Source organism: Pseudomonas sp. EA_65y_Pfl1_P113 (assembly GCF_963970525.1).
GTDB classification, from domain to species: Bacteria; Pseudomonadota; Gammaproteobacteria; order Pseudomonadales; family Pseudomonadaceae; genus Aquipseudomonas; species Aquipseudomonas tritici.
Map to the genome: position 1 here is coordinate 1 of NZ_CAXAQM010000056.1, position 17068 is coordinate 17068.

At 60.1% G+C, this 17068-nt stretch carries 19 protein-coding genes and 2 pseudogenes; 8 read left to right on the forward strand and 13 right to left on the reverse strand.

Translation table 11 applies throughout. The features are described from left to right. Positions 1-138 precede the first annotated feature (138 nt). The 12 genes and pseudogenes from fecE to AACY52_RS27465 form a co-directional block, all read right to left on the reverse strand. The gene (fecE, locus tag AACY52_RS27410) at positions 139-930 is read right to left on the reverse strand and encodes a Fe(3+) dicitrate ABC transporter ATP-binding protein FecE (RefSeq protein ID WP_339438239.1); all 792 of its coding nucleotides are present in this window, start codon (positions 928-930) and stop codon (positions 139-141) included. A 4-nt stretch (positions 931-934) separates the two neighbouring features. Then, entirely contained in the window at positions 935-1903 is a 969-nt protein-coding gene (locus AACY52_RS27415; RefSeq protein ID WP_339420982.1) for an iron chelate uptake ABC transporter family permease subunit, read from the reverse strand. Beyond that, positions 1900-2889 (reverse strand): iron-dicitrate ABC transporter permease FecC, encoded by a 990-nt coding sequence (gene fecC, locus AACY52_RS27420; RefSeq protein ID WP_339561009.1) that lies wholly within the window; start codon positions 2887-2889, stop codon positions 1900-1902. Before fecC ends, AACY52_RS27415 begins: the two co-directional genes overlap by 4 nt. Positions 2890-2891: 2 nt before the next feature. Next, entirely contained in the window at positions 2892-3806 is a 915-nt protein-coding gene (locus AACY52_RS27425) for a Fe(3+) dicitrate ABC transporter substrate-binding protein FecB (protein ID WP_370468056.1), read from the reverse strand. 172 nt (positions 3807-3978) lie between these two features. After that, the gene (locus AACY52_RS27430; RefSeq protein WP_339561010.1) at positions 3979-6369 is read right to left on the reverse strand and encodes a TonB-dependent receptor; all 2391 of its coding nucleotides are present in this window, start codon (positions 6367-6369) and stop codon (positions 3979-3981) included. An 83-nt stretch (positions 6370-6452) separates the two neighbouring features. Then, positions 6453-8063: a gamma-glutamyltransferase family protein gene (locus AACY52_RS27435; RefSeq protein WP_339437170.1), complete on the reverse strand. Its 1611-nt coding sequence runs from the start codon at positions 8061-8063 to the stop codon at positions 6453-6455. Positions 8064-8080: 17 nt separating this feature from the next. Beyond that, complete coding sequence (locus AACY52_RS27440; RefSeq protein ID WP_339561011.1) at positions 8081-8221, reverse strand: hypothetical protein; 141 nt, start codon at positions 8219-8221, stop codon at positions 8081-8083. Beyond that, positions 8220-8573 (reverse strand): annotated as a pseudogene (locus AACY52_RS27445) (spermidine/putrescine ABC transporter substrate-binding protein PotF); the annotation flags it as partial. The gene AACY52_RS27440 and the pseudogene AACY52_RS27445, both read right to left, overlap by 2 nt. A gap of 20 nt (positions 8574-8593) precedes the next feature. After that, positions 8594-9373 carry an amino acid ABC transporter ATP-binding protein gene (locus tag AACY52_RS27450; protein WP_339561012.1) on the reverse strand — a complete coding sequence of 260 codons (780 nt, stop codon included), beginning with the start codon at positions 9371-9373 and terminating at the stop codon, positions 8594-8596. Between the two features lie 2 nt (positions 9374-9375). Continuing rightward, positions 9376-10152, reverse strand: coding sequence for an amino acid ABC transporter permease (locus AACY52_RS27455; protein WP_065874057.1), 777 nt, complete (start codon positions 10150-10152; stop codon positions 9376-9378). Positions 10153-10163: 11 nt separating this feature from the next. Then, positions 10164-10970 carry an ABC transporter substrate-binding protein gene (locus AACY52_RS27460; RefSeq protein WP_339561013.1) on the reverse strand — a complete coding sequence of 269 codons (807 nt, stop codon included), beginning with the start codon at positions 10968-10970 and terminating at the stop codon, positions 10164-10166. A gap of 71 nt (positions 10971-11041) precedes the next feature. Next, a complete protein-coding gene (locus tag AACY52_RS27465; RefSeq protein WP_339438232.1) occupies positions 11042-11710 on the reverse strand; it encodes a GntR family transcriptional regulator in 669 nt (222 codons plus the stop codon). A 203-nt stretch (positions 11711-11913) separates the two neighbouring features. On the opposite strand from AACY52_RS27465, the pseudogene AACY52_RS27470 reads away from it, so the two are divergent. The 5 genes and pseudogenes from AACY52_RS27470 to AACY52_RS27490 all read left to right on the forward strand — a co-directional run. Next, positions 11914-12039, forward strand: a pseudogene (locus tag AACY52_RS27470) (BamA/TamA family outer membrane protein); the annotation flags it as partial. 69 nt (positions 12040-12108) lie between these two features. Then, positions 12109-12960 (forward strand): lipopolysaccharide biosynthesis protein, encoded by an 852-nt coding sequence (locus AACY52_RS27475; RefSeq protein ID WP_339421002.1) that lies wholly within the window; start codon positions 12109-12111, stop codon positions 12958-12960. A 339-nt stretch (positions 12961-13299) separates the two neighbouring features. Continuing rightward, positions 13300-13647, forward strand: a complete 348-nt coding sequence (locus AACY52_RS27480; RefSeq protein WP_339438230.1) for a hypothetical protein — start codon at positions 13300-13302, stop codon at positions 13645-13647. Positions 13648-13687: 40 nt separating this feature from the next. Beyond that, the gene (locus AACY52_RS27485; protein ID WP_339561014.1) at positions 13688-14059 is read left to right on the forward strand and encodes a hypothetical protein; all 372 of its coding nucleotides are present in this window, start codon (positions 13688-13690) and stop codon (positions 14057-14059) included. A 112-nt stretch (positions 14060-14171) separates the two neighbouring features. Further along, entirely contained in the window at positions 14172-15140 is a 969-nt protein-coding gene (locus AACY52_RS27490; protein ID WP_339438228.1) for a DUF932 domain-containing protein, read from the forward strand. Positions 15141-15188: 48 nt separating this feature from the next. Here AACY52_RS27490 and AACY52_RS27495 read toward each other — a convergent pair whose 3' ends face one another. Continuing rightward, positions 15189-15533 (reverse strand): helix-turn-helix transcriptional regulator, encoded by a 345-nt coding sequence (locus AACY52_RS27495; protein ID WP_339438226.1) that lies wholly within the window; start codon positions 15531-15533, stop codon positions 15189-15191. A 145-nt stretch (positions 15534-15678) separates the two neighbouring features. Between AACY52_RS27495 and AACY52_RS27500 the strand changes: the two genes are divergently transcribed. Genes AACY52_RS27500 through AACY52_RS27510 form a run of 3 tightly spaced genes read left to right on the forward strand, consistent with a single transcriptional unit; the run spans position 15679 to position 16832 of the window. After that, positions 15679-16134 carry a hypothetical protein gene (locus AACY52_RS27500; RefSeq protein ID WP_339561015.1) on the forward strand — a complete coding sequence of 152 codons (456 nt, stop codon included), beginning with the start codon at positions 15679-15681 and terminating at the stop codon, positions 16132-16134. A gap of 60 nt (positions 16135-16194) precedes the next feature. Further along, entirely contained in the window at positions 16195-16548 is a 354-nt protein-coding gene (locus AACY52_RS27505) for a hypothetical protein (RefSeq protein ID WP_339439553.1), read from the forward strand. Positions 16549-16562: 14 nt separating this feature from the next. After that, positions 16563-16832 (forward strand): hypothetical protein, encoded by a 270-nt coding sequence (locus AACY52_RS27510; protein WP_339439551.1) that lies wholly within the window; start codon positions 16563-16565, stop codon positions 16830-16832. The last annotated feature ends 236 nt before the right edge of the window (positions 16833-17068 follow it).

Genomic DNA, 17068 nt, shown 5'->3' on the forward strand with positions numbered 1-17068 from the left:
TCCCACTCGGGTGCTGACACACCAGTGCTGGCTACGGCCTTTGCCCCGCACGCGTTCTATAACCTTACGATGAACCAGTTTGATGCGCGACAGCGCTACGTCGAAGATGTAGTGGGGCCTCCCACATGTCTGACCGAGTCAGGCTTGGGGGCGGGTGCTTTTTTTGACCAAGCACATCGGTGTGCCGGCCACCGGCTCCCGCATGATCTGCACCTGCACATCAAACACCTGCCGCATCAGCTCAGCACTGATCACCGCCCCCGGCGCGCCGTCGGCCACCAGCTTGCCGCGGTGCATCACCGCCAGGTGGTCGGCATAACGGCAAGCTTGGTTGATATCGTGCAGCACGGTAATCACCGTCTTTCCTTCAGCGGCCAGTTCGCCCATCAGGTCGAGCAGTTCAACCTGGTGGCTGATGTCGAGGTAGGTCGTGGGCTCATCCAGCAACACCACCGGCGCGTTCTGCGCCAGCACCATGGCCAGCCAGGCACGTTGGCGTTGACCACCGGATAGATCCGCCAGGGCACGGTCGGCCAGGCTGTCCAGTTCCAGACGCTGCATGGCCTGGGTCACATGGGATTGATCGCTACCACTCAAACGCCCCCAAAGCGAGTTATGCGGACTGCGCCCATAAGCGACCAACTGACGCACGCTGACGCCCTCCGGCACCGGCAACACCTGCGGCAGAAACGCAATCTGCCGCGCTAATTGGCGTGCGGACAGGCTGGCATAGGCTTGGCCCTCCAACGTCAGTTCGCCCTGGGTTGGCTTAAGGATGCGCGCAAACGCCTTGAGCAAGGTGGACTTGCCGCAGCCGTTCGGCCCGATCAGCGCAGTGACCTTTGCGGCGGGTGGCATGAATGACAACCCTTGCACGATGCGTGTCGCGCCGTAGCCAATATCGAGTTGATGTGCTTGAAGAATACTCATGTCATCAGCCCTTGAACCGTGCCAGCAACCAAAGAAAATACGGCGCGCCAATCACCGCCGTGAGTACCCCGGCAGGGATTTCGCTGGGCGCGATCAACGTGCGCCCCAACGTGTCAGCCAACACCAGTAACAGTGCACCGATCAGCATCGACGCCGGCAGCAGGCGCTGGTGATGCCCACCCACCAACCGCCGCGCCATATGCGGTGCAACCAATCCGATAAAGCCAATCGGCCCTATAACGCCTACGCCCAGGCTGGTCAGCAGTACTGCGCAGGCCATCGCCATCCAGCGCGTACGACTCAACGCAGTGCCCAGGCTGTGGGCCGCCTCATCGCCGAGGGCGATCAGGTTCAGCGGTTTGGCCAGGCATAGGCCCAGCGGGATCAACACCAGGAACGGCAGCACCAGCGCCACATGGTGCCAATTGCGGCTCCACAAACTGCCGGTGAGCGCGAGCAACGCGGTGTTGATATCCAGTGGGTGGGACAGGATCAGAAACTCGGTGACGCTGGACAAGGTCACTGCAATCGCCACCCCGGACAACGCAAAGCGCACCCCGGAAAAACTCACCCCGGTGTTGTACAGCGCCAGCAACAGCGCGCCACCCGCTCCGCCCAAACAGGCCACCAGCGGCAGCCAGGCAATCGGCAAATGCGGCCAACTGATGATCGCCACGGTCAGCGCAAGCCCTGCGCCCTGGGTCACGCCGAGAATTTCCGGCGAAGCCAGCGGGTTGCGGATCACGCCCTGCACAATCGCCCCGGCCAGGCCGAAGGCTGAACCTGCGAAGATCGCGATCAGGCTGCGTGGCAGGCGGTGGTTCCATACTTCGAAGTCGAGTGCATCGTGGGCCAGCAGGCGGTCCAGCACGGTGTCGAGCGTGAGCCACAGGGTGCCGGCGCTGAGGCTGACCAAGGTTGCCAGCAGCAACAAGCCGAGCAGCAACCATAGGCGCAATCGTGGCCGGATCATAAGGCGCGCCTGGCAAGAAAGAGAAAGAACGGTGCGCCGATCAACGCGGTGACCACGCCAGCCGGCGTCTCCACCGGGAAGGCCACTGCGCGACTGAGCAGGTCAGCCCCCAGCACGATCACCGCACCCAACGCTGCGCTCAGCGGGATCAGCCAGCGGTAGTCATTACCGAGGAACTGGCGAAGAATATTCGGCGCGATCAACCCGACAAAACCGATCGGCCCCACGGCGCAGACACTCGCCCCCACCAGCAACAGGCTGGCGATAAACACCTGCAAACGCAGGCTGGCGATGCCCACACCCAACGAGCGTGCGGCGTCTTCGCCGAGGTTGATCAGGTTCAGGCGCGGTGCACACCAGAGCGCCCACAGCCCGCCAATCAAGGTGCACGGCCAGAGCAACTGCACTTGCGCGGCGCCGACATTGGCCAGGGACCCGGCCAGCCAGTTGAGCACGCTTTGCGCCTGGGCCTCGACCAGAATTACCGTGAGCCGGGTCAGTGCCGCGCACAATGCCGCTACCGCAACGCCGGCCAAGACCAGGCGGCCCTGGGCCGTGGTCGGCGACCAGGCGCCGCCAAGGCTGAATACCGTGATCCAGGCCAACGCGCCGCCCAGACAGGTCATCAACAATGCACCACCGGCAAACGGCGGTGCGACCAGGCCGGTGGAGAACAGGGCCAAGCCCAACGCCGCGCCCGCTGTCACACCAAACAAGGACGGCGAGGCCAGACGGTTGCGCGTAATGCCCTGCATCAGCGCGCCGGCCAGGCCCAGGCAGGCACCGACCAACGCGGCACACACGGCACGCGGCACGCGCAACTGGGCGACGATATAAGCCATGTTGCCGCCTACGCGGCCTTGATGGACCAGCCCATTCCAGGCGTCCGCCGCCGTGAGCGTGAACGGCGACGCACTGTACAGCGAGAGCCAGAACAACAACGCGCCCAGCCCTACAATGCCTGTCGCCGCAAAACTGCGTTGCACGCTTACTGGCTCAACACGGCTTTGCCGCCTTTAAGAATCGCCAACGCATCTTCGGCGATCTGCTCCGAGGCCAGCACGCCACGGTTGCGCGCCCAGCTGTCGCCATCGACTTCGGCTACCTGCTTGTTACGCACGGCGCTGAGCACTTGCCACAACGGCTGCTTGCTCCAGCTGTCGACGATGCTGGGGCGGCGGTAATGGCCTACCAGCAACCAGCCCGGGTCGAGGGCGAGCAGTTGCTCCAGGCTGACAAATTCGGTGGGCGCAGCGTTGGCGCGTACCGATGGGACTTTCAGGCCGATGGCCTGCAACACGCTGCCCGCGTAGGAGTCGGGGCCGTGCACGGAGAAGCTGTCTTCACGGGCGACGCCGAACAGCACGCTGGCGCCAGCGGGAATCTGTTGCGCGATGGCGTTGAGGTTTTCACGGTTCTTCTGGATACGCGCTTCCATCTGCGCGCTCTTGCCCAGCGCCTTGCCGATCAGCTCGGCAGATTTAAGGCTGCCTTGGTAATCCTCACCACGCGAGGGCAGCAACAGCGTCGGCGCGATGCTCGCCAAGTCGCTGTACAACGCCTGGTGGCGATTGAGGTCTGCAACGATCAGGTCGGGCTTGAGCCGGGCGATTTCCTCGATGCTCGGCTGCGAGCGCAGGCCTACGGACTTCCACTCACCGATAGCCTGGCGCACACGGGGCAACACGCGGTTGGCGTCACCATCATCGGCGGCGCCAACGGGCGTTACGTCAACGGCAGCCAAACTGTCGAGAAAGGAAAACTCCAGCACCACCACACGCTTGGGCGCATCCGGCAGATGCACCGCGTGCTGGCCGTCATTGAGGTCGATCGGGGCGGCGCTCAGCAGGTTTGAAGAGAACGCCAAGAGGCAGGCGGCAAAGGTGGGGATGGAGCGCAACATTCGCATGACAAGGACCTCGGCGTTGGAACACCCCAGCTAGACCTGTTGGGGAAAACGGCGGGTACTATTCCATATTGGGGCGGCGCGATCAAAACACATTCTCATTAACACCGACAATCACGTGTGGGAGCAGGCAAGCCGGCCTCCCACACTTTTGATCGGTGTACGGCCGTTAGAAGTCGACGGTGGCTGACAGCAAGTAGGTACGCGGTGTCGACAAGGTCAACCCCGGCTCGCTGTCGTCTGACGCCCCGGCCGAGCTCCAGTAGCGTTTATCGGCGACGTTCTCCACATTCGCGCGCAAGGTGATGTGCTTGTCATCCACGTTGAACCCATACCGCGCGCCGACGTCGACGCGGTTCCACGCATCGATTTCCTTGACGTTGGACTGGTCCAGGTACTGCGAGCTGGAATAAATGCCACGGCTGGTCAACGTCAGGCCTTCAAGGCCCGGCACATCCCATTCGGCGCCCAGGTTAACGTTGTATTTAGGCGTCGCCGGGGCGCGGTTGCCGTCACAGGCGCCGTTGGTGGTGTCCTTCAGTTCGCTGTCGATGTACATCACCCCGCCCAGCAGGCGCACGCCCTTGAGCGGCTCGCCGAATACACTCAGCTCCACACCGGAGTTCTGACGCTTGCCGTTGGGGCCGAACAACCGCGAGGTCGCGTTGGTTTCATAGGCCGGCTGCTTGATGCGGAACACAGCGGCGGTCACGGCAAAGGCGCCGGCGTCGTATTTGGCGCCCACTTCCACCTGACGGCTGATGAAGGGCGGGAAGATTTCATCCTCGTTGCTCGAGGTCGACGGCGCGATCTTGCCTTGGCTCAAGCCTTCCATGTAGTTGGCGTACAGCGACAGCTTGTCGGTGGCCTTGAACAGGAGGCCACCGGACGGCGAGACCTTTTCTTCGTCATAGCCAGTTTTGCCTTTGATGCCGTCGCTCCAGTCATCCACCTTGACGCGCTGCCAGCGCGCGCCGAGGGTCAGCAGCAGGCGGTCGTCGAAGAACCCCAGGGTGTCGGACAAGGCCACGCCGCTGAATTTGTTTTCGGTGTAGACCTTAGCGTCCTGACGTATCGCCGTGGACGGCGCCGGCGTTTGCACCGGGTTGTAGAGGTTACTCGTCGCCGTCCCGTAGCGGGTGCCGCCGTTGGTGAAGTCCATGTCGAAGTAGCTGGCCGCCAGGTTGACCTCATGGCTCACCGGCCCGGTATGGAACCAGTTGCGCACGCCAGCGGTGTAGGTGCGCACGTTTTCATCGCGGGTGAAATACCGCGGCTGCACAGTGAACGCGCCAGCCGCATTGGTGACGGACACCGCATGACGTAGAAAGTCGTGGTTGCTTTTACGCGCGCCCACGCCGCCATACAGCATCATGTTATCGCTGAGGTCGTACTCAGCGTTGACCGTGCCGAAGGTGTCGTTGGTGCTGGCCTTGCTCCAGGACTGCGCGTAGTTGCGGCGCACATCGTTGGCGCTGGGCACCGGCGCTGCGGCCGCCACCTGCACGCGCTCTTGCGGTGCATCGGTATCGCGTTCGGTGTGGCCGATATCGGTGGAAAGGCGCAGGCGCTCGCCGCGAAAGTCCAGGCCCAACACAGCCATTTCGCGGTCGACGCGCTGGTGGTCCCACTCGGTGTCGCCGGACTGCTTCACGCCGTTGAAGCGGATGCCGAACATGTTGTCCTCACCGAAGCGTCGCCCCACATCCACCGCGCCGCCAGCCTGGCTGTCGGAGGTCCAGTTGCCGGTAAACGCGTTGATGTCCTTGTCGGTGGCGCGCTTGGGCACTACGTTGATCCCGCCACCGACGCTGCCGCGCGGTGAGATGCCGTTGATCAACTGGGTGGGGCCTTTGAAGATGTCGACGCGGTCGGCCATTTCCATGTCGATGGTGTAGGTCGGCAGTACGCCATAGAGACCGTTGTACGACACATCGCTGTTGAACAGGCTGAAACCGCGAATGGTGAACTGCTCATAACGCCCACCGGCCGGGTTGGTGGCGCGCACTGACGGGTCGCTGGCGATCAGGTCGCCCAAGGTGCGCGCCTGCTGGTTTTTCGCCGCGTCAGCGGTGTAGGTGGTCATGCTGAACGGGGTTTCCATAAAGTCCCGTGTGCCCAGCAAACCCTGCGAGCCACGGCGCGCCACTTGCCCACCGGCGTAAGTGTCGCCGTCATACAGGCCGGTGGTGCCAAGGATTGAGGTCGGCGCCAGTTCCAGGCGGCTGCCATCCGGCGCCGGCACCAACATGTAGGCCTGTGCCCCCATGGGTTGCAGTTGCAGGCCGGAGCCTTGCAGCAAGCGGGCGAAGCCCTCCTCCACGGCGTACTCACCGGACAAACCACTGCTGGTACGACCGCTGACCAGGGCCGGGTCTACCGACAGGTTGACGCCTGCCAACCCGGCAAACCGGGTGAGTGCCGCGCTCAGGCTGCCGGCCGGCACCTGGTAGCTGCGGCGGGCGGCAGTGTCTTCGGCATAGCTGACGGCAGCGAATAACGGGCTGGCGCTGAGGCTCAGCAACAGGCTCAGTTTCAGCAAGGGGCGGACTACGGGCATTGGCGGAAGCTCTCGATATTGTTCACTTGCCTTGAATGACAGGCGAGATGAAAAAAAGGGACAAGCTCCGCCAATTTTTTCGCTTACCACACTGCGATCGTTGAATCCGCCCTGGGCTCGGTGCCGCCGCACAATACACCACTGACCGGATCGCGCAGGATGATCTGCCCGCGCCCGAAGTCAGTGAGGTCGCTGGCGATTTGTACCTGATGCCCACGCCGCGCCAGGGCATTGGCCAGGTCGCGGGAGACGCCCTGCTCAATGCCGACTTTCATGTCGCCCAGCCATTGCCAGCGCGGCGCGTCCAAGGCCGCTTGCGGGTTGAGGCCGAAGTCCACCAGGTTCATCACCATCTGCACATGGCCCTGGGGCTGCATATAGCCGCCCATCACGCCGAACGGGCCCAGCGCCTGGCCGTCCTTGGTCAGGAAGCCGGGAATGATGGTGTGGAAGGTTTTCTTGCCCGGCGCCAGGCAGTTGGCATGGGCCGGGTCGAGGCTGAATTCCTGACCACGGTTCTGCAGGGCGATGCCGCTGTCGGGCAGCACCACACCGGAGCCAAAGCCGTGGTAATTGCTCTGGATGAAGGAGACCATATTGCCTTCGGCGTCCGCCGTGGCCAGGTAGACCGTGCCACTGGCGTGGGGGTCTCCTGGCTTCGGTGGCTGAGCTTGTTCACCGATCTGGCTACGGCGACGGGTGCTGTAGTCATCGCTGAGCAGATCGGCGACGGCCACGCGCATGTGCAGTGGGTCGGTGATGTAGTGCAGGCCGTCGCTGTAGGCAAGTTTCATCGCCTCCAACTGGCGGTGCCAGGTTTGCTGACTGTCGCGGTGATCGAAACTGAAGCCTTCGAGGATGTTCAGCGCCATCAGCGCCACAAGGCCCTGGCCGCTGGGTGGAATTTCCCAGACATCCACGCCCCGGTAGTTGATGTGGATCGGCTCCACCCACTGGGCGCGGTAGTCCTTGAGGTCGCTGGCGCGCAGGTAACCGCCGCTGGCGCGGGAGTGGGCGTCCAGGCGTTCGGCCAGGGCGCCGCGATACAGGCTTTCGCAGCGAGTGGCGGCAAGCTCTTCCAAGGTGCGGGCCTGCGCCGGGTTGCGGAAAATCTCCCCAGCCCGTGGTGCGCGGCCGTCGATCAGGAAAGTGTCGAACCAGGCCGCCAGCACTGGGTCGCGATGAGGCGTGAACTCATCCAATGCAATCTGCCATTGATGAGCAACCACCGGCGACAGCGGGAAACCGTCGCGCGCCAGGCTGATCGCTGGTTGCAGCAACTCGGCAAACGGTAACTTGCCGAAGCGTTGCGACAGCTCGGCCCAAGCCGATGGGCAGCCCGGTACGGTGACTGGGGTCCACCCGTACAGCGGCATTTGATCGTGCCCCGCCGCCTTGACCGTCTCGATACTCAGGGCCGCCGGCGCATGGCCGTTGCCGTTCAGGCCGTGCAACTGGCCTTTGCACCAGACCAGGGCAAACGCATCGCCGCCCAGGCCGCAGCCAGTGGGCTCGACCACCGTCAACGCGGCCGCCGTGGCGATGGCGGCATCAATAGCGTTGCCGCCCTTTTGCATGATCTCGATGCCGGCCTGGGCGGCCAGGGGCTGGGACGCCGCGACCATGCCACGCTTGGCAAACACGCTCTGGCGTTGCGAGGGATAGGGATACTCGTGCGCAGAAAATTTCAACATGGCAAAGGCTCTTCAATTCATTGGCCGGACTTGATGCGGTTCCATTCCCGGGCCATCAGGCGCTGGATATTTTCCGGCAGGTCGGCGGAGACAAAGGTGTGGTTGATTACGTCGTCACCGGGGTAGATGCCCGGGTTACCGCTGACTTTCGGGTCCATCAGCGGCGTCCAGGCGTTGCATCAGGCGTGGGTCGAGGTGCTTCCAGTTATCCAGCACGTTGCGTTGCAACGGTTGGTAGGCGCCGGCACGAATCTGCTTGGACAGGAACTGGCTGGACGGCACCACCAGGTCGTAACCCGAATGCCCGGAAAGCAACTTGGCTTCAAGCATTTCATTGGTGTCGAAGATGTCGTATTGCACCTTGATGCCGCTGTCTTTCTCGAAGTTCTTCAAGGTGTCAGGGCCGATGTAGTCGGACCAATTGTAGACCTTGACCACAGGCGTGGCAGCCTGGCTCATCGGCACAACGGCGGCGCAGCACAGCACCGCAAACAAACTTGATACACGCATGACGGATTTCCTTGGAAAGGTCATAACACGCGGCTGAGAAAGGCCCGGGTACGGGGGTGGCTGGGGTGGCTGAAAATCTGTTCCGGCGGCCCTTGTTCGATGAGTTCGCCCTGGTCGAGCACCACAACGCGGTCCGCCACTTCACGGGCAAAGCCCATTTCATGGGTGACCACCACCATGGTCATGCCCTCCTCGGCGAGCTCCTTCATCACCTGCAGCACTTCGCCGACGGTTTCAGGGTCGAGGGCGCTGGTGGGTTCGTCAAACAACATGGCCTGGGGTTTCATCGCCAGGGCACGGGCAATGGCCACCCGTTGCTGCTGGCCGCCGGAGAGCATCGACGGGTAATGGTTGGCCTTGTCCGCCAGGCCCACGCGCGCCAGTAATCCATGAGCCTGCTCCAACGCTTCGGCGCGTGGCGTGCCGAGCACCTGGATCGGCGCTTCGATGATGTTTTCCAGCGCAGTCATATGAGGGAACAGGTTGAAACGCTGGAACACCATGCCGATGTCGCGGCGCTGGCGGGCGATATTGCGCTCCGAATCGCGCACGAGGCTGCCGTCGTTGCGTTCGCGGTAGCCCATGGCGCGGCCGTTGACGCGAATACGCCCGCCCTGGATGTCTTCGAGCAGGTTGATGCAGCGGATAAAGGTGGTCTTGCCGGAGCCGGAGGCGCCGATCAGCACCACCACTTCGCCGCGTCGTACTTGCAGGGAAATGCCCTTGAGGATCTGCAGCGTGCCAAACGACTTGTGGATATCCAGCGCTTCGATGATCAGTTCTTCACTTTGGTGCGCCATGGTTAGCGTCCCCTCAGCAATTTAAGGGTGTTGCGCCCGAACATGCGACTGGCCGCCGGCGGCGGCGCGGAAGGCCGATCGGACTGGCCGAAACGCGCCTCCAGCCAGCGCTGGAAAAAGCCCCACAGCGTGGTGAGCATCAGGAAGTAGATCGCCACCACCAGGTACAGCTCGAACACGCGGAACGTTGCCGAGGTGACCATTTGGGTGCTGAGCAGCAACTCCTGCACACCGATCACGCTGACCAGGGTGGTGTTCTTGAGCATCACGTTGAACTCGTTGCCCAGCGGCGGCACGATCACCCGGAACGCCTGGGGCAGCACGATGCGCCGCATCAGCTTGGCGAAACCCATGCCGAGTGAACGTCCGGCCTCGTACTGGCCCTTGTCCACCGCGCCGATGCCGGCACGAATGATCTCGGCCATGTACGCACCTTCATTCAGGCCCAACGCAATAATCGCCGCCTGGATGTTGCCGGGGACAACCAGGCCAAACAGATCGATATCCTCAAAGCGGAAAATCCCGCCCGCCGCCAGCGCCGTGTACAGGAACACAATCTGCACCAGCAACGGCGTGCCGCGCATCAGCCACACATAAAAACGCACCGGCAGGTGCAGCAGCGGGTTCTTTGACAAGCGCAACAGCGCCGCCGCCAGCCCCAGTGCGCAGCCCAGCAACATCGCCGACACGGCGATCAGGCACGTCAGCCACAGCCCGGTGAGGTACACCCCGCTGGGCTGCAACAGGTACTGCCAGAACACATCCCAATTGAAGTTCATTGCGGGAAACCTCAGTCGAGAGCGTCGCTGCTGACATGCCATTTATTCAGCAGCGCGACGTAGCTGCCATCGCTGCGCATGTCGCTGATCACCTGCTGCACGGCGGCGGTCAGTTGCGGGTCGTCCTTGCGCATGCCCAAGCCGGTGAGGATGCGGCTGAACGCCGGCACGCCTTCCTGGAACAGGTCCGGGGCCATCGCGGCGTAGTAGCCGGCGGTTTCCACGGTGGTGCCGTAGGCGTCGACCTGGCTGATGCGCAGGGCCTGGAACGCATCGGTGTCGGTGTTGTAGACCACCAGTTTCATCGGTGGCTTGCCGGCCTTGGCCAGGTTGTCGTTTTGCGTGTCCAGCAGGGTCTTGATGGTAGAACCGTTGAGTACGGCAACCTTGTGCCCGGACAGATCATCGAGGGTCTTGATGCCTTTGGGATTACCCTTGGGCACTACTATCGATTGGCTGGAATACATGTAGTTGACGATGTCGATCACTTGGCGGCGTTCGGGCTTGTCGAACAGCTGGTCGACAATCATGTCGCACTGCTGGGCGAGCAGCGCCGGTACCAGCCCGGAGAATGGGATGACCCGCCACTGCACCTTTTTATCGCCCAGGCGCTCGGCGATCTCAAGGCCGAGGTCGACCGTGAGCCCACGCGGTTTCTGCGCTTCATCGAAGGACACCAGGGGCGGTGAATCCATCCCCGAGCAGTAGGTGAGTTTGTCGACCGTTAATAGGCGATCCGGCACCTGCGATGCAGCGCAGGCCCATTGAGTACAGAGACCGAGGGAGACAGCCACCAGCAAGGCGCGGCGTTTATGCATGACCAGACACTCCAGTTCGTGGGTACAACGGGGGGCAGGACTCAACAACGTCAAAACACAGCAGGTCTTTGTTATTTTTCGGTTTGCAGGAACTGGATCAGCGCCGGCACCGTGCCTTCGATGTGCTCGCGCACCACGGCTTCGGCGCGGGCGGCGTCACCGGCGCGAATCGCATCGAGGATCACCGCATGTTCCTGGCGTGCGCTGAGGGGTTTTTCGCCGTGTTGCAGCCACAGACGCATGGGCGCTTCCACCAGCGAATAGAGCGCCGATATCTGCTTCAACAGGCGCGGCCGACCGCTGAGGCTGCACAGGTATTCGTGGAAGGCGCGGTGGCGGCTGACCCACGCGGCGCTTTCGTCGCGGTAGTCGTCCATCTCATCGAGCATGCGCTCCAGCGCCGCCAACTGACGCTCGCCGATGCGACCCACCGCGACGCGCACCGCCAGGCCTTCGAGGGCACTGCGCATTTCGAAGACCTCGTGTAATTCATCGATATCCAGTCCGCTGACGATGGCGCCACGGTTCGGCCGCAACGTCACCAGGCCCTGTGCATCCAGGCGGCGGAAGGCTTCACGTACCGGCATGCGGCTCATACCGATCTCGCTGGCGATGTCTTCGGCGATCAGCCGGTCACCTTTGCGATAGCGACCACCACAAATAGCATCGAGCAGGAAGTTGTAGGCCTCCTCCTCTGCGGTGAGGGGCTGACGGTCAACATAAGCGGGGGCAAATTGCATCGGCAGCACCTTTTGAATTTTTGTATCCAATTATCCACGAATACAAAAAAGCAGAATATGTGCCAACTTTGCCGAGATGAGCCAAGTGATTGATTCAGGTTGAATAGATTGCAAATATCGAAGGATAAGCGGAGGGCTTGCGTAGGAGATTGCTACGAAATGGCTCATGAACGCCCCATCAGTGGGCACAAGTAACACGTACGGTTGGGTGTGGGGGGACGTGGTACAGCCCGCTTGGGCCGTTGAGTGTGAACCTGGCGTATCCGATTCGTACGCCTGAGAACGCGCAGAAGCAGGTGTTTCAGTTCTCCATGGGGCAGACGTTTTAAAGGGAACTCAGTAGCCGTCATCGGGTCGGCTGATATACGTAATTACCTTTAGCCGCAAGGTAGGGCCCGATGAAACAGACGTCCCTCGTCAATGCGAAGCCTGTGGGCACTATCAAGCAGGCTTTGTACATGCCAGATTCAGCGCGACAGCGTCCAAACAAACGTTGCCTGACTACGCAGGATTTCGGCTCTTGTCGGCACATTGAAACAGGTGCCGTTTTCATCATCGCTTCAGGCGCATCGGCAAAGTCGTTTCCTCTCGAGAAATTTGCGCACGTGCCGATGATCACGATGAATGGCGCTATCTCCATGTTTCAGGACACCGACGTCAAACCGTATTTTTATGCCTGCACGGATAGAAGCTTTTCCGAACAGCAGCCGGAATTATTCAAACACGCCATGGCGATCAGCCAGAGGGTCGCGCTTTGGGAAGACCACGCGCGATCGTCGCGTGCTCGCCCAGCCGGACGTCTGTATCCGCTGACCAAAGCTAAAAGACCTTCTTGGCTGGATTCTATGCTGGGTAGACGCCGCACGTTGGTCGTCAATCATCCCTTGCTGCCCCATCGCAAAAGACTGCTGGGATTCAGCAAAGACATGAGCCAGGGCTTCTTTGACGCAAGAACCGTGGCCTATCTGGCGATACAGTTGGCCTTCCACGTCGGATTCAGCAAGGTTTTTCTCGTCGGGGTGGATCTGGACGAAAACGCTGGAAGGTTTTACGAGACCCAGGAATCGAAAAACTCTCCCTGCGGACTCGACCAACACTACTTCACGCGCATACTGCCGTCGCTCGAGTTGATGTCCAAAAAGGTCATGGGCGAGGACTTCATGGTTTATAACCTCTCTGACATTTCAAGAATTCCGGACAGTGTGGTCCCGCAGGTCACGCTTGCAGAGGTTGAGACGATGCTCGGGTAGCAAGCATCGTATTTTATCGCCAGTGACCCACCGACTGTTCTGGCTCGCAGGCGCAACGGAGTACGCAACGGTCACCGTGAGCCACCCTTGGCTCCATAGACGTCGATTTTGCGTGCTGCGCCCATGCTTTTTTCCAGGCAATAAAAAACCGCCTCTCGGGCGGTTTCGGTTCTGCAGGTGGTGACTGAAAAAAGGCTCCTGTCAATACCGCCTTTTAAAAACAAAATAGCGCCCTCAGCAGGCCGACGCTGATGTAACTAGTGGTCTCCACTGGATTCAACTCCAAAAATATTCAGTCCTACATGATCGTAATGACATCCCCACAACGGAGCTTCAACCATGTCATTGCGATACTGCCCTAAATGCTCGTCCTGCAATATCACCAGTAAACGTCACGGCATGAAAACAGGTGCGCTGATCGGTGCCGTCGGCGGTGCTGCTCGCGGACTCAGTGCCGCGATCACTGGTGCGAGTACAGGTATCAGCGTCGGCGCCTTGGCTGGCCCAGCAGGCATGACACTCGGCGGCCTGTCGGGTGCCCTTTTTGGTGGTTTAACCGGCTGTATCACTGGCTGCCTGGCCGGAGCCAAGCTGGGAGAGGTCTTTGATCAGCGCATTCTCGACAACCACCTGTGTTGTGACTGCGGCTATACGTTTACTCCCCCTTCAACTGCCTCCCCAATCTAGCTCACCTCTGCTCGGCTCATCCTTCAACGTTCTCTTCGGTATGGGCACTGTGGTGCCTGTTTATGCCGCATTCGGAGTCTTCCTGATGACGATTCACTGCATTGTTTGCAATTCAACAGCGGTCATTCCCAAGGATGCCGCCAAGGCCATGGCCATAATGGTCAGTATCATCAGCGCCACCATCCAGGGTGCGGCTGCATCGGTGGCACCTACTCAACCAACTGAAGCAACGGGCCCACATGGACGCATCTTAGGTCAGTTGCTGGCGATCATTCGTGCTGGGCTGTCCGGGGCGACCGCAGGTGACGCTGCCGGTACTGAACTGAGTCGATCCATCGAGAAATACTGGTTCAGCAACCACGACTGCCTCTGCCTGAACTGTGGCTTTTACTTCGACCAGAACGCGTTCTAACCAGCAACACTCCTGTGTACTTCAGCTCTGCTTGATCCCCCTACCCTGCGCACCCTGCCTGCTGATTGTTCAGCGGCTTTGCCGTGCGCCATTTTTAACAAGGAATTACTTCATGGCTCATCTCGTCGAAACAATGGCTTACGTTGGCGCGCCCCCTTGGCATGGCCTTGGCAGTCGCCTCACTGAAAAGCAACCGCTGGAAGTTTGGCAGCGTGAAGCTGGTATGGACTGGCAGATTCAGGAAAGCCCGGTTCACTTCAAGTCAGACACCATCGGCCACCTGGGCAGCATTCACTCGTTCCCGGAGCAGAAGGTGCTGTACCGCTCCGATACCAAAGCTCCGCTATCAGTGGTCTCCAACCGCTACCAAGTCGTGCAGCCGCGTGACGTCCTGGAGTTTTACCGAGATCTGAGCGAAGTCTCGGGTTACGAGCTGGAAACCGCTGGCGTACTGAAGGGGGGAAAGAAGTTCTGGGCGCTGGCCCGTACCGGGCAATCGGCTGAACTTAAAGGTAATGACCTGGTGAATGGCTACCTGCTACTGGCCACCTCCTGCGACGGCACGCTGGCCACCACGGCAACACCGACCACAGTACGGGTGGTGTGCAACAACACGCTGACCATTGCGGTGAATGGTGCTAGCCGGGCTATCAAGGTGCCACACAACACACGCTTTGATCCACAAGCGGTGAAGAAACAGCTCGGTATTGCCGTATCTCACTGGGATACGTTCATGCACCAAATGCGCAGCCTAGCGGAGCGTAAGGTGCAGTGGCATGAGTCGATGGGCTTTTTCCTCAACGTGCTGTGCGACGTGCAGCCTACAGGTGTGATACCGAAGGATCTGCCCAACGAACGCGCCCTGCGCAAAGTGCAAGAGCTGTACGAAGGGAAAGGTAAAGGCTCGGGGATGGCGTCAGCCAACGGCACCGCATGGGGCTTGCTCAATGCGGTGACTGAGTACGTCGACCACGAACGCCGAGCGCGCAGCAATGAGTATCGCCTGGACTCCGCGTGGTTTGGTCAAGGTGCTGCGGTCAAGCAGAAAGCTCTGGATGCTGCACTGCAACTGGTCGCTTGAGAGAAAAAAGAAACCTGGCTACCCGCAACGGGCGGCCAGGTATTTGACTCAATGCTTCAAGCGCTCGACCAACCGCTCAACTAACTCAACCACCAACTGCCGATCAGTTTGATTCAACTCAGCCAGTAACGCACCGATACGACTGGCCTGATCGGACGGGCGAGTGCTGGACTCCGTCAGCAAATCAGCAGTTTCACATTCAAAAATAACCGCCAGTTCCATTAGTCGCGCAATCGTCGGCATGACGATGCCGCGCTCAATACGCGAGACAGCCTCCATCCCTATCCCCAGGCGCTCGGCTACCACCTCTTGGGTCAATCCGCTGCGATTACGCTGCTTGGCAATGGCCTGGCCTACCACGCTCGCCAGCCCTTTCGATTCAGTCTTCGACATATCCCCTCCAATCCGACTGGAATGGTTGGGCATCGTCTTATTGACATGAAGGACTTATAAAGATGAATATCAACCTTTTAGGGCGATATTCAACCTCTCAACTCACATACTCACGCCCCCTCACTCAACTGTAGGAAGCAACCGCATGAATAAAACACTTCTTTTCGCCGCGATCCTTGGCTGCACGACGGCAGGCCATGCATTGGCCGGCACTTATGAATGGACATCGGGGTGGGCTCAGGGCGTCACCGAATACCAGGTCGATGACGGCAATGGCAACGAGCTAAACATCTCCTGCTCCGATGATGAGGAAACGTCCATCACAGCCTACGCCAACGTCGCGGGGAAACAGTACGCATCCGACGACAACGGTGGCGGCTTTGACGTCATTGTGGATGGAGAGACCTACTCCAATCCGTTCTTTACGGACTGCAATGTCTGTAGCGACATCTTCAAAAACGGCTTCTGGGCAGATCTGCGCAAGGCTAACAACCTGCAAATCAGTGCCGGTGACAAAACAATCACGCTGCCAACCAAAAACCTGAAGACGACGCTGCTCCCACTCAGTAGCAAGGACAACGTTTGCCACGCGGGGTGGTAAGCCCCCCACCGATCAACAGAACAACTACAGGGGCCTTCCCTTTCCATTTAGGAGATCACAATGGAACACGATTCCAACCAAAGCAGCACCGACACCTCCACTAATGCGGTAGTCGGTGGCTGGGCCATTGCGGCCTTGGTATTTGCAATCATCTGCGTCACTTTCAACACTTCGTCCATGGTGCTAGGCGCGGGATTCTTCATGAAATTTCTGGCCGTAGTTGTCGGCTCTGTACTGGGCCTAATTGGTGCATTACTGGGCGATGCCATCCGTAAGTTTGCGCACCCTGATGCGGTTTACACCTCCGGAGGAATGTTCAGTCTGATGTGGATCAAGCTGTTCTGGATGCTCGGACCACAGGTCATCGGACTGATTGCGGGCGGCGCCATCGGCTGTGGCTTGGTATTACGTTAAAAGAGACACTTCTAATGAATAAAATAACTTTAGCTCTGTCTATCTTAGCCATTTCCGTCATCACCGGCTGCTCCGATGAAAACACCGAACTCAAAGGTCAATTCCTTGCGGGTTGTGTACAGAGCGGCGTGAGCAAGTCTATTTGCGTCTGTACCTTTGACAAGCTCGAAGGTAAGTATAGTCAGACTGAGTTAAAAGCCATAAGCACAAAGAGAACAACGCTTCCTAGCAGCTTCGTAAAAGATCTCGCTGTAGCGGCAAGAACTTGCCAAGCAGAGCATTAACAACCCGTCCTCCAACAATATTTATCTACCCACACCAACTGCCTGACCAGTTCTGCTGGCCAGGCGCTTTTTATGTGGTCAGTGCCTCCCTCTGTCCGACTGGCCCAACGTATCCGCTCCACGAACCCCACATTTCAAGCAGATAGCTGACGGCTGATGCTGTGCTCCCGATTTCCCTCAGGAGCCCACCACCATGATGCGTCCCAATGCCAGCGTCGAAAAAGTCTACCTCTACC

Bases quoted from the DNA above. Each gene is read 5' to 3' on its own strand.
- AACY52_RS27490 (WP_339438228.1), top strand. From the start codon at position 14,172: ATGGCTCATCTCGTCGAAACAATGGCTTACGTTGGCGCGCCCCCTTGG.
- AACY52_RS27485 (WP_339561014.1), top strand. From the start codon at position 13,688: ATGGGCACTGTGGTGCCTGTTTATGCCGCATTCGGAGTCTTCCTGATG.
- AACY52_RS27480 (WP_339438230.1), top strand. From the start codon at position 13,300: ATGTCATTGCGATACTGCCCTAAATGCTCGTCCTGCAATATCACCAGT.
- AACY52_RS27455 (WP_065874057.1), bottom strand. From the start codon at position 10,152: ATGAACTTCAATTGGGATGTGTTCTGGCAGTACCTGTTGCAGCCCAGC.
- AACY52_RS27425 (WP_370468056.1), bottom strand. From the start codon at position 3,806: ATGTTGCGCTCCATCCCCACCTTTGCCGCCTGCCTCTTGGCGTTCTCT.
- AACY52_RS27475 (WP_339421002.1), top strand. From the start codon at position 12,109: ATGAAACAGACGTCCCTCGTCAATGCGAAGCCTGTGGGCACTATCAAG.
- AACY52_RS27495 (WP_339438226.1), bottom strand. From the start codon at position 15,533: ATGTCGAAGACTGAATCGAAAGGGCTGGCGAGCGTGGTAGGCCAGGCC.
- AACY52_RS27450 (WP_339561012.1), bottom strand. From the start codon at position 9,373: ATGGCGCACCAAAGTGAAGAACTGATCATCGAAGCGCTGGATATCCAC.
- fecE (WP_339438239.1), bottom strand. From the start codon at position 930: ATGAGTATTCTTCAAGCACATCAACTCGATATTGGCTACGGCGCGACA.
- AACY52_RS27435 (WP_339437170.1), bottom strand. From the start codon at position 8,063: ATGTTGAAATTTTCTGCGCACGAGTATCCCTATCCCTCGCAACGCCAG.
- AACY52_RS27510 (WP_339439551.1), top strand. From the start codon at position 16,563: ATGAATAAAATAACTTTAGCTCTGTCTATCTTAGCCATTTCCGTCATC.
- AACY52_RS27440 (WP_339561011.1), bottom strand. From the start codon at position 8,221: ATGGACCCGAAAGTCAGCGGTAACCCGGGCATCTACCCCGGTGACGAC.
- AACY52_RS27460 (WP_339561013.1), bottom strand. From the start codon at position 10,970: ATGCATAAACGCCGCGCCTTGCTGGTGGCTGTCTCCCTCGGTCTCTGT.
- AACY52_RS27500 (WP_339561015.1), top strand. From the start codon at position 15,679: ATGAATAAAACACTTCTTTTCGCCGCGATCCTTGGCTGCACGACGGCA.
- AACY52_RS27505 (WP_339439553.1), top strand. From the start codon at position 16,195: ATGGAACACGATTCCAACCAAAGCAGCACCGACACCTCCACTAATGCG.
- AACY52_RS27465 (WP_339438232.1), bottom strand. From the start codon at position 11,710: ATGCAATTTGCCCCCGCTTATGTTGACCGTCAGCCCCTCACCGCAGAG.
- AACY52_RS27415 (WP_339420982.1), bottom strand. From the start codon at position 1,903: ATGATCCGGCCACGATTGCGCCTATGGTTGCTGCTCGGCTTGTTGCTG.
- AACY52_RS27430 (WP_339561010.1), bottom strand. From the start codon at position 6,369: ATGCCCGTAGTCCGCCCCTTGCTGAAACTGAGCCTGTTGCTGAGCCTC.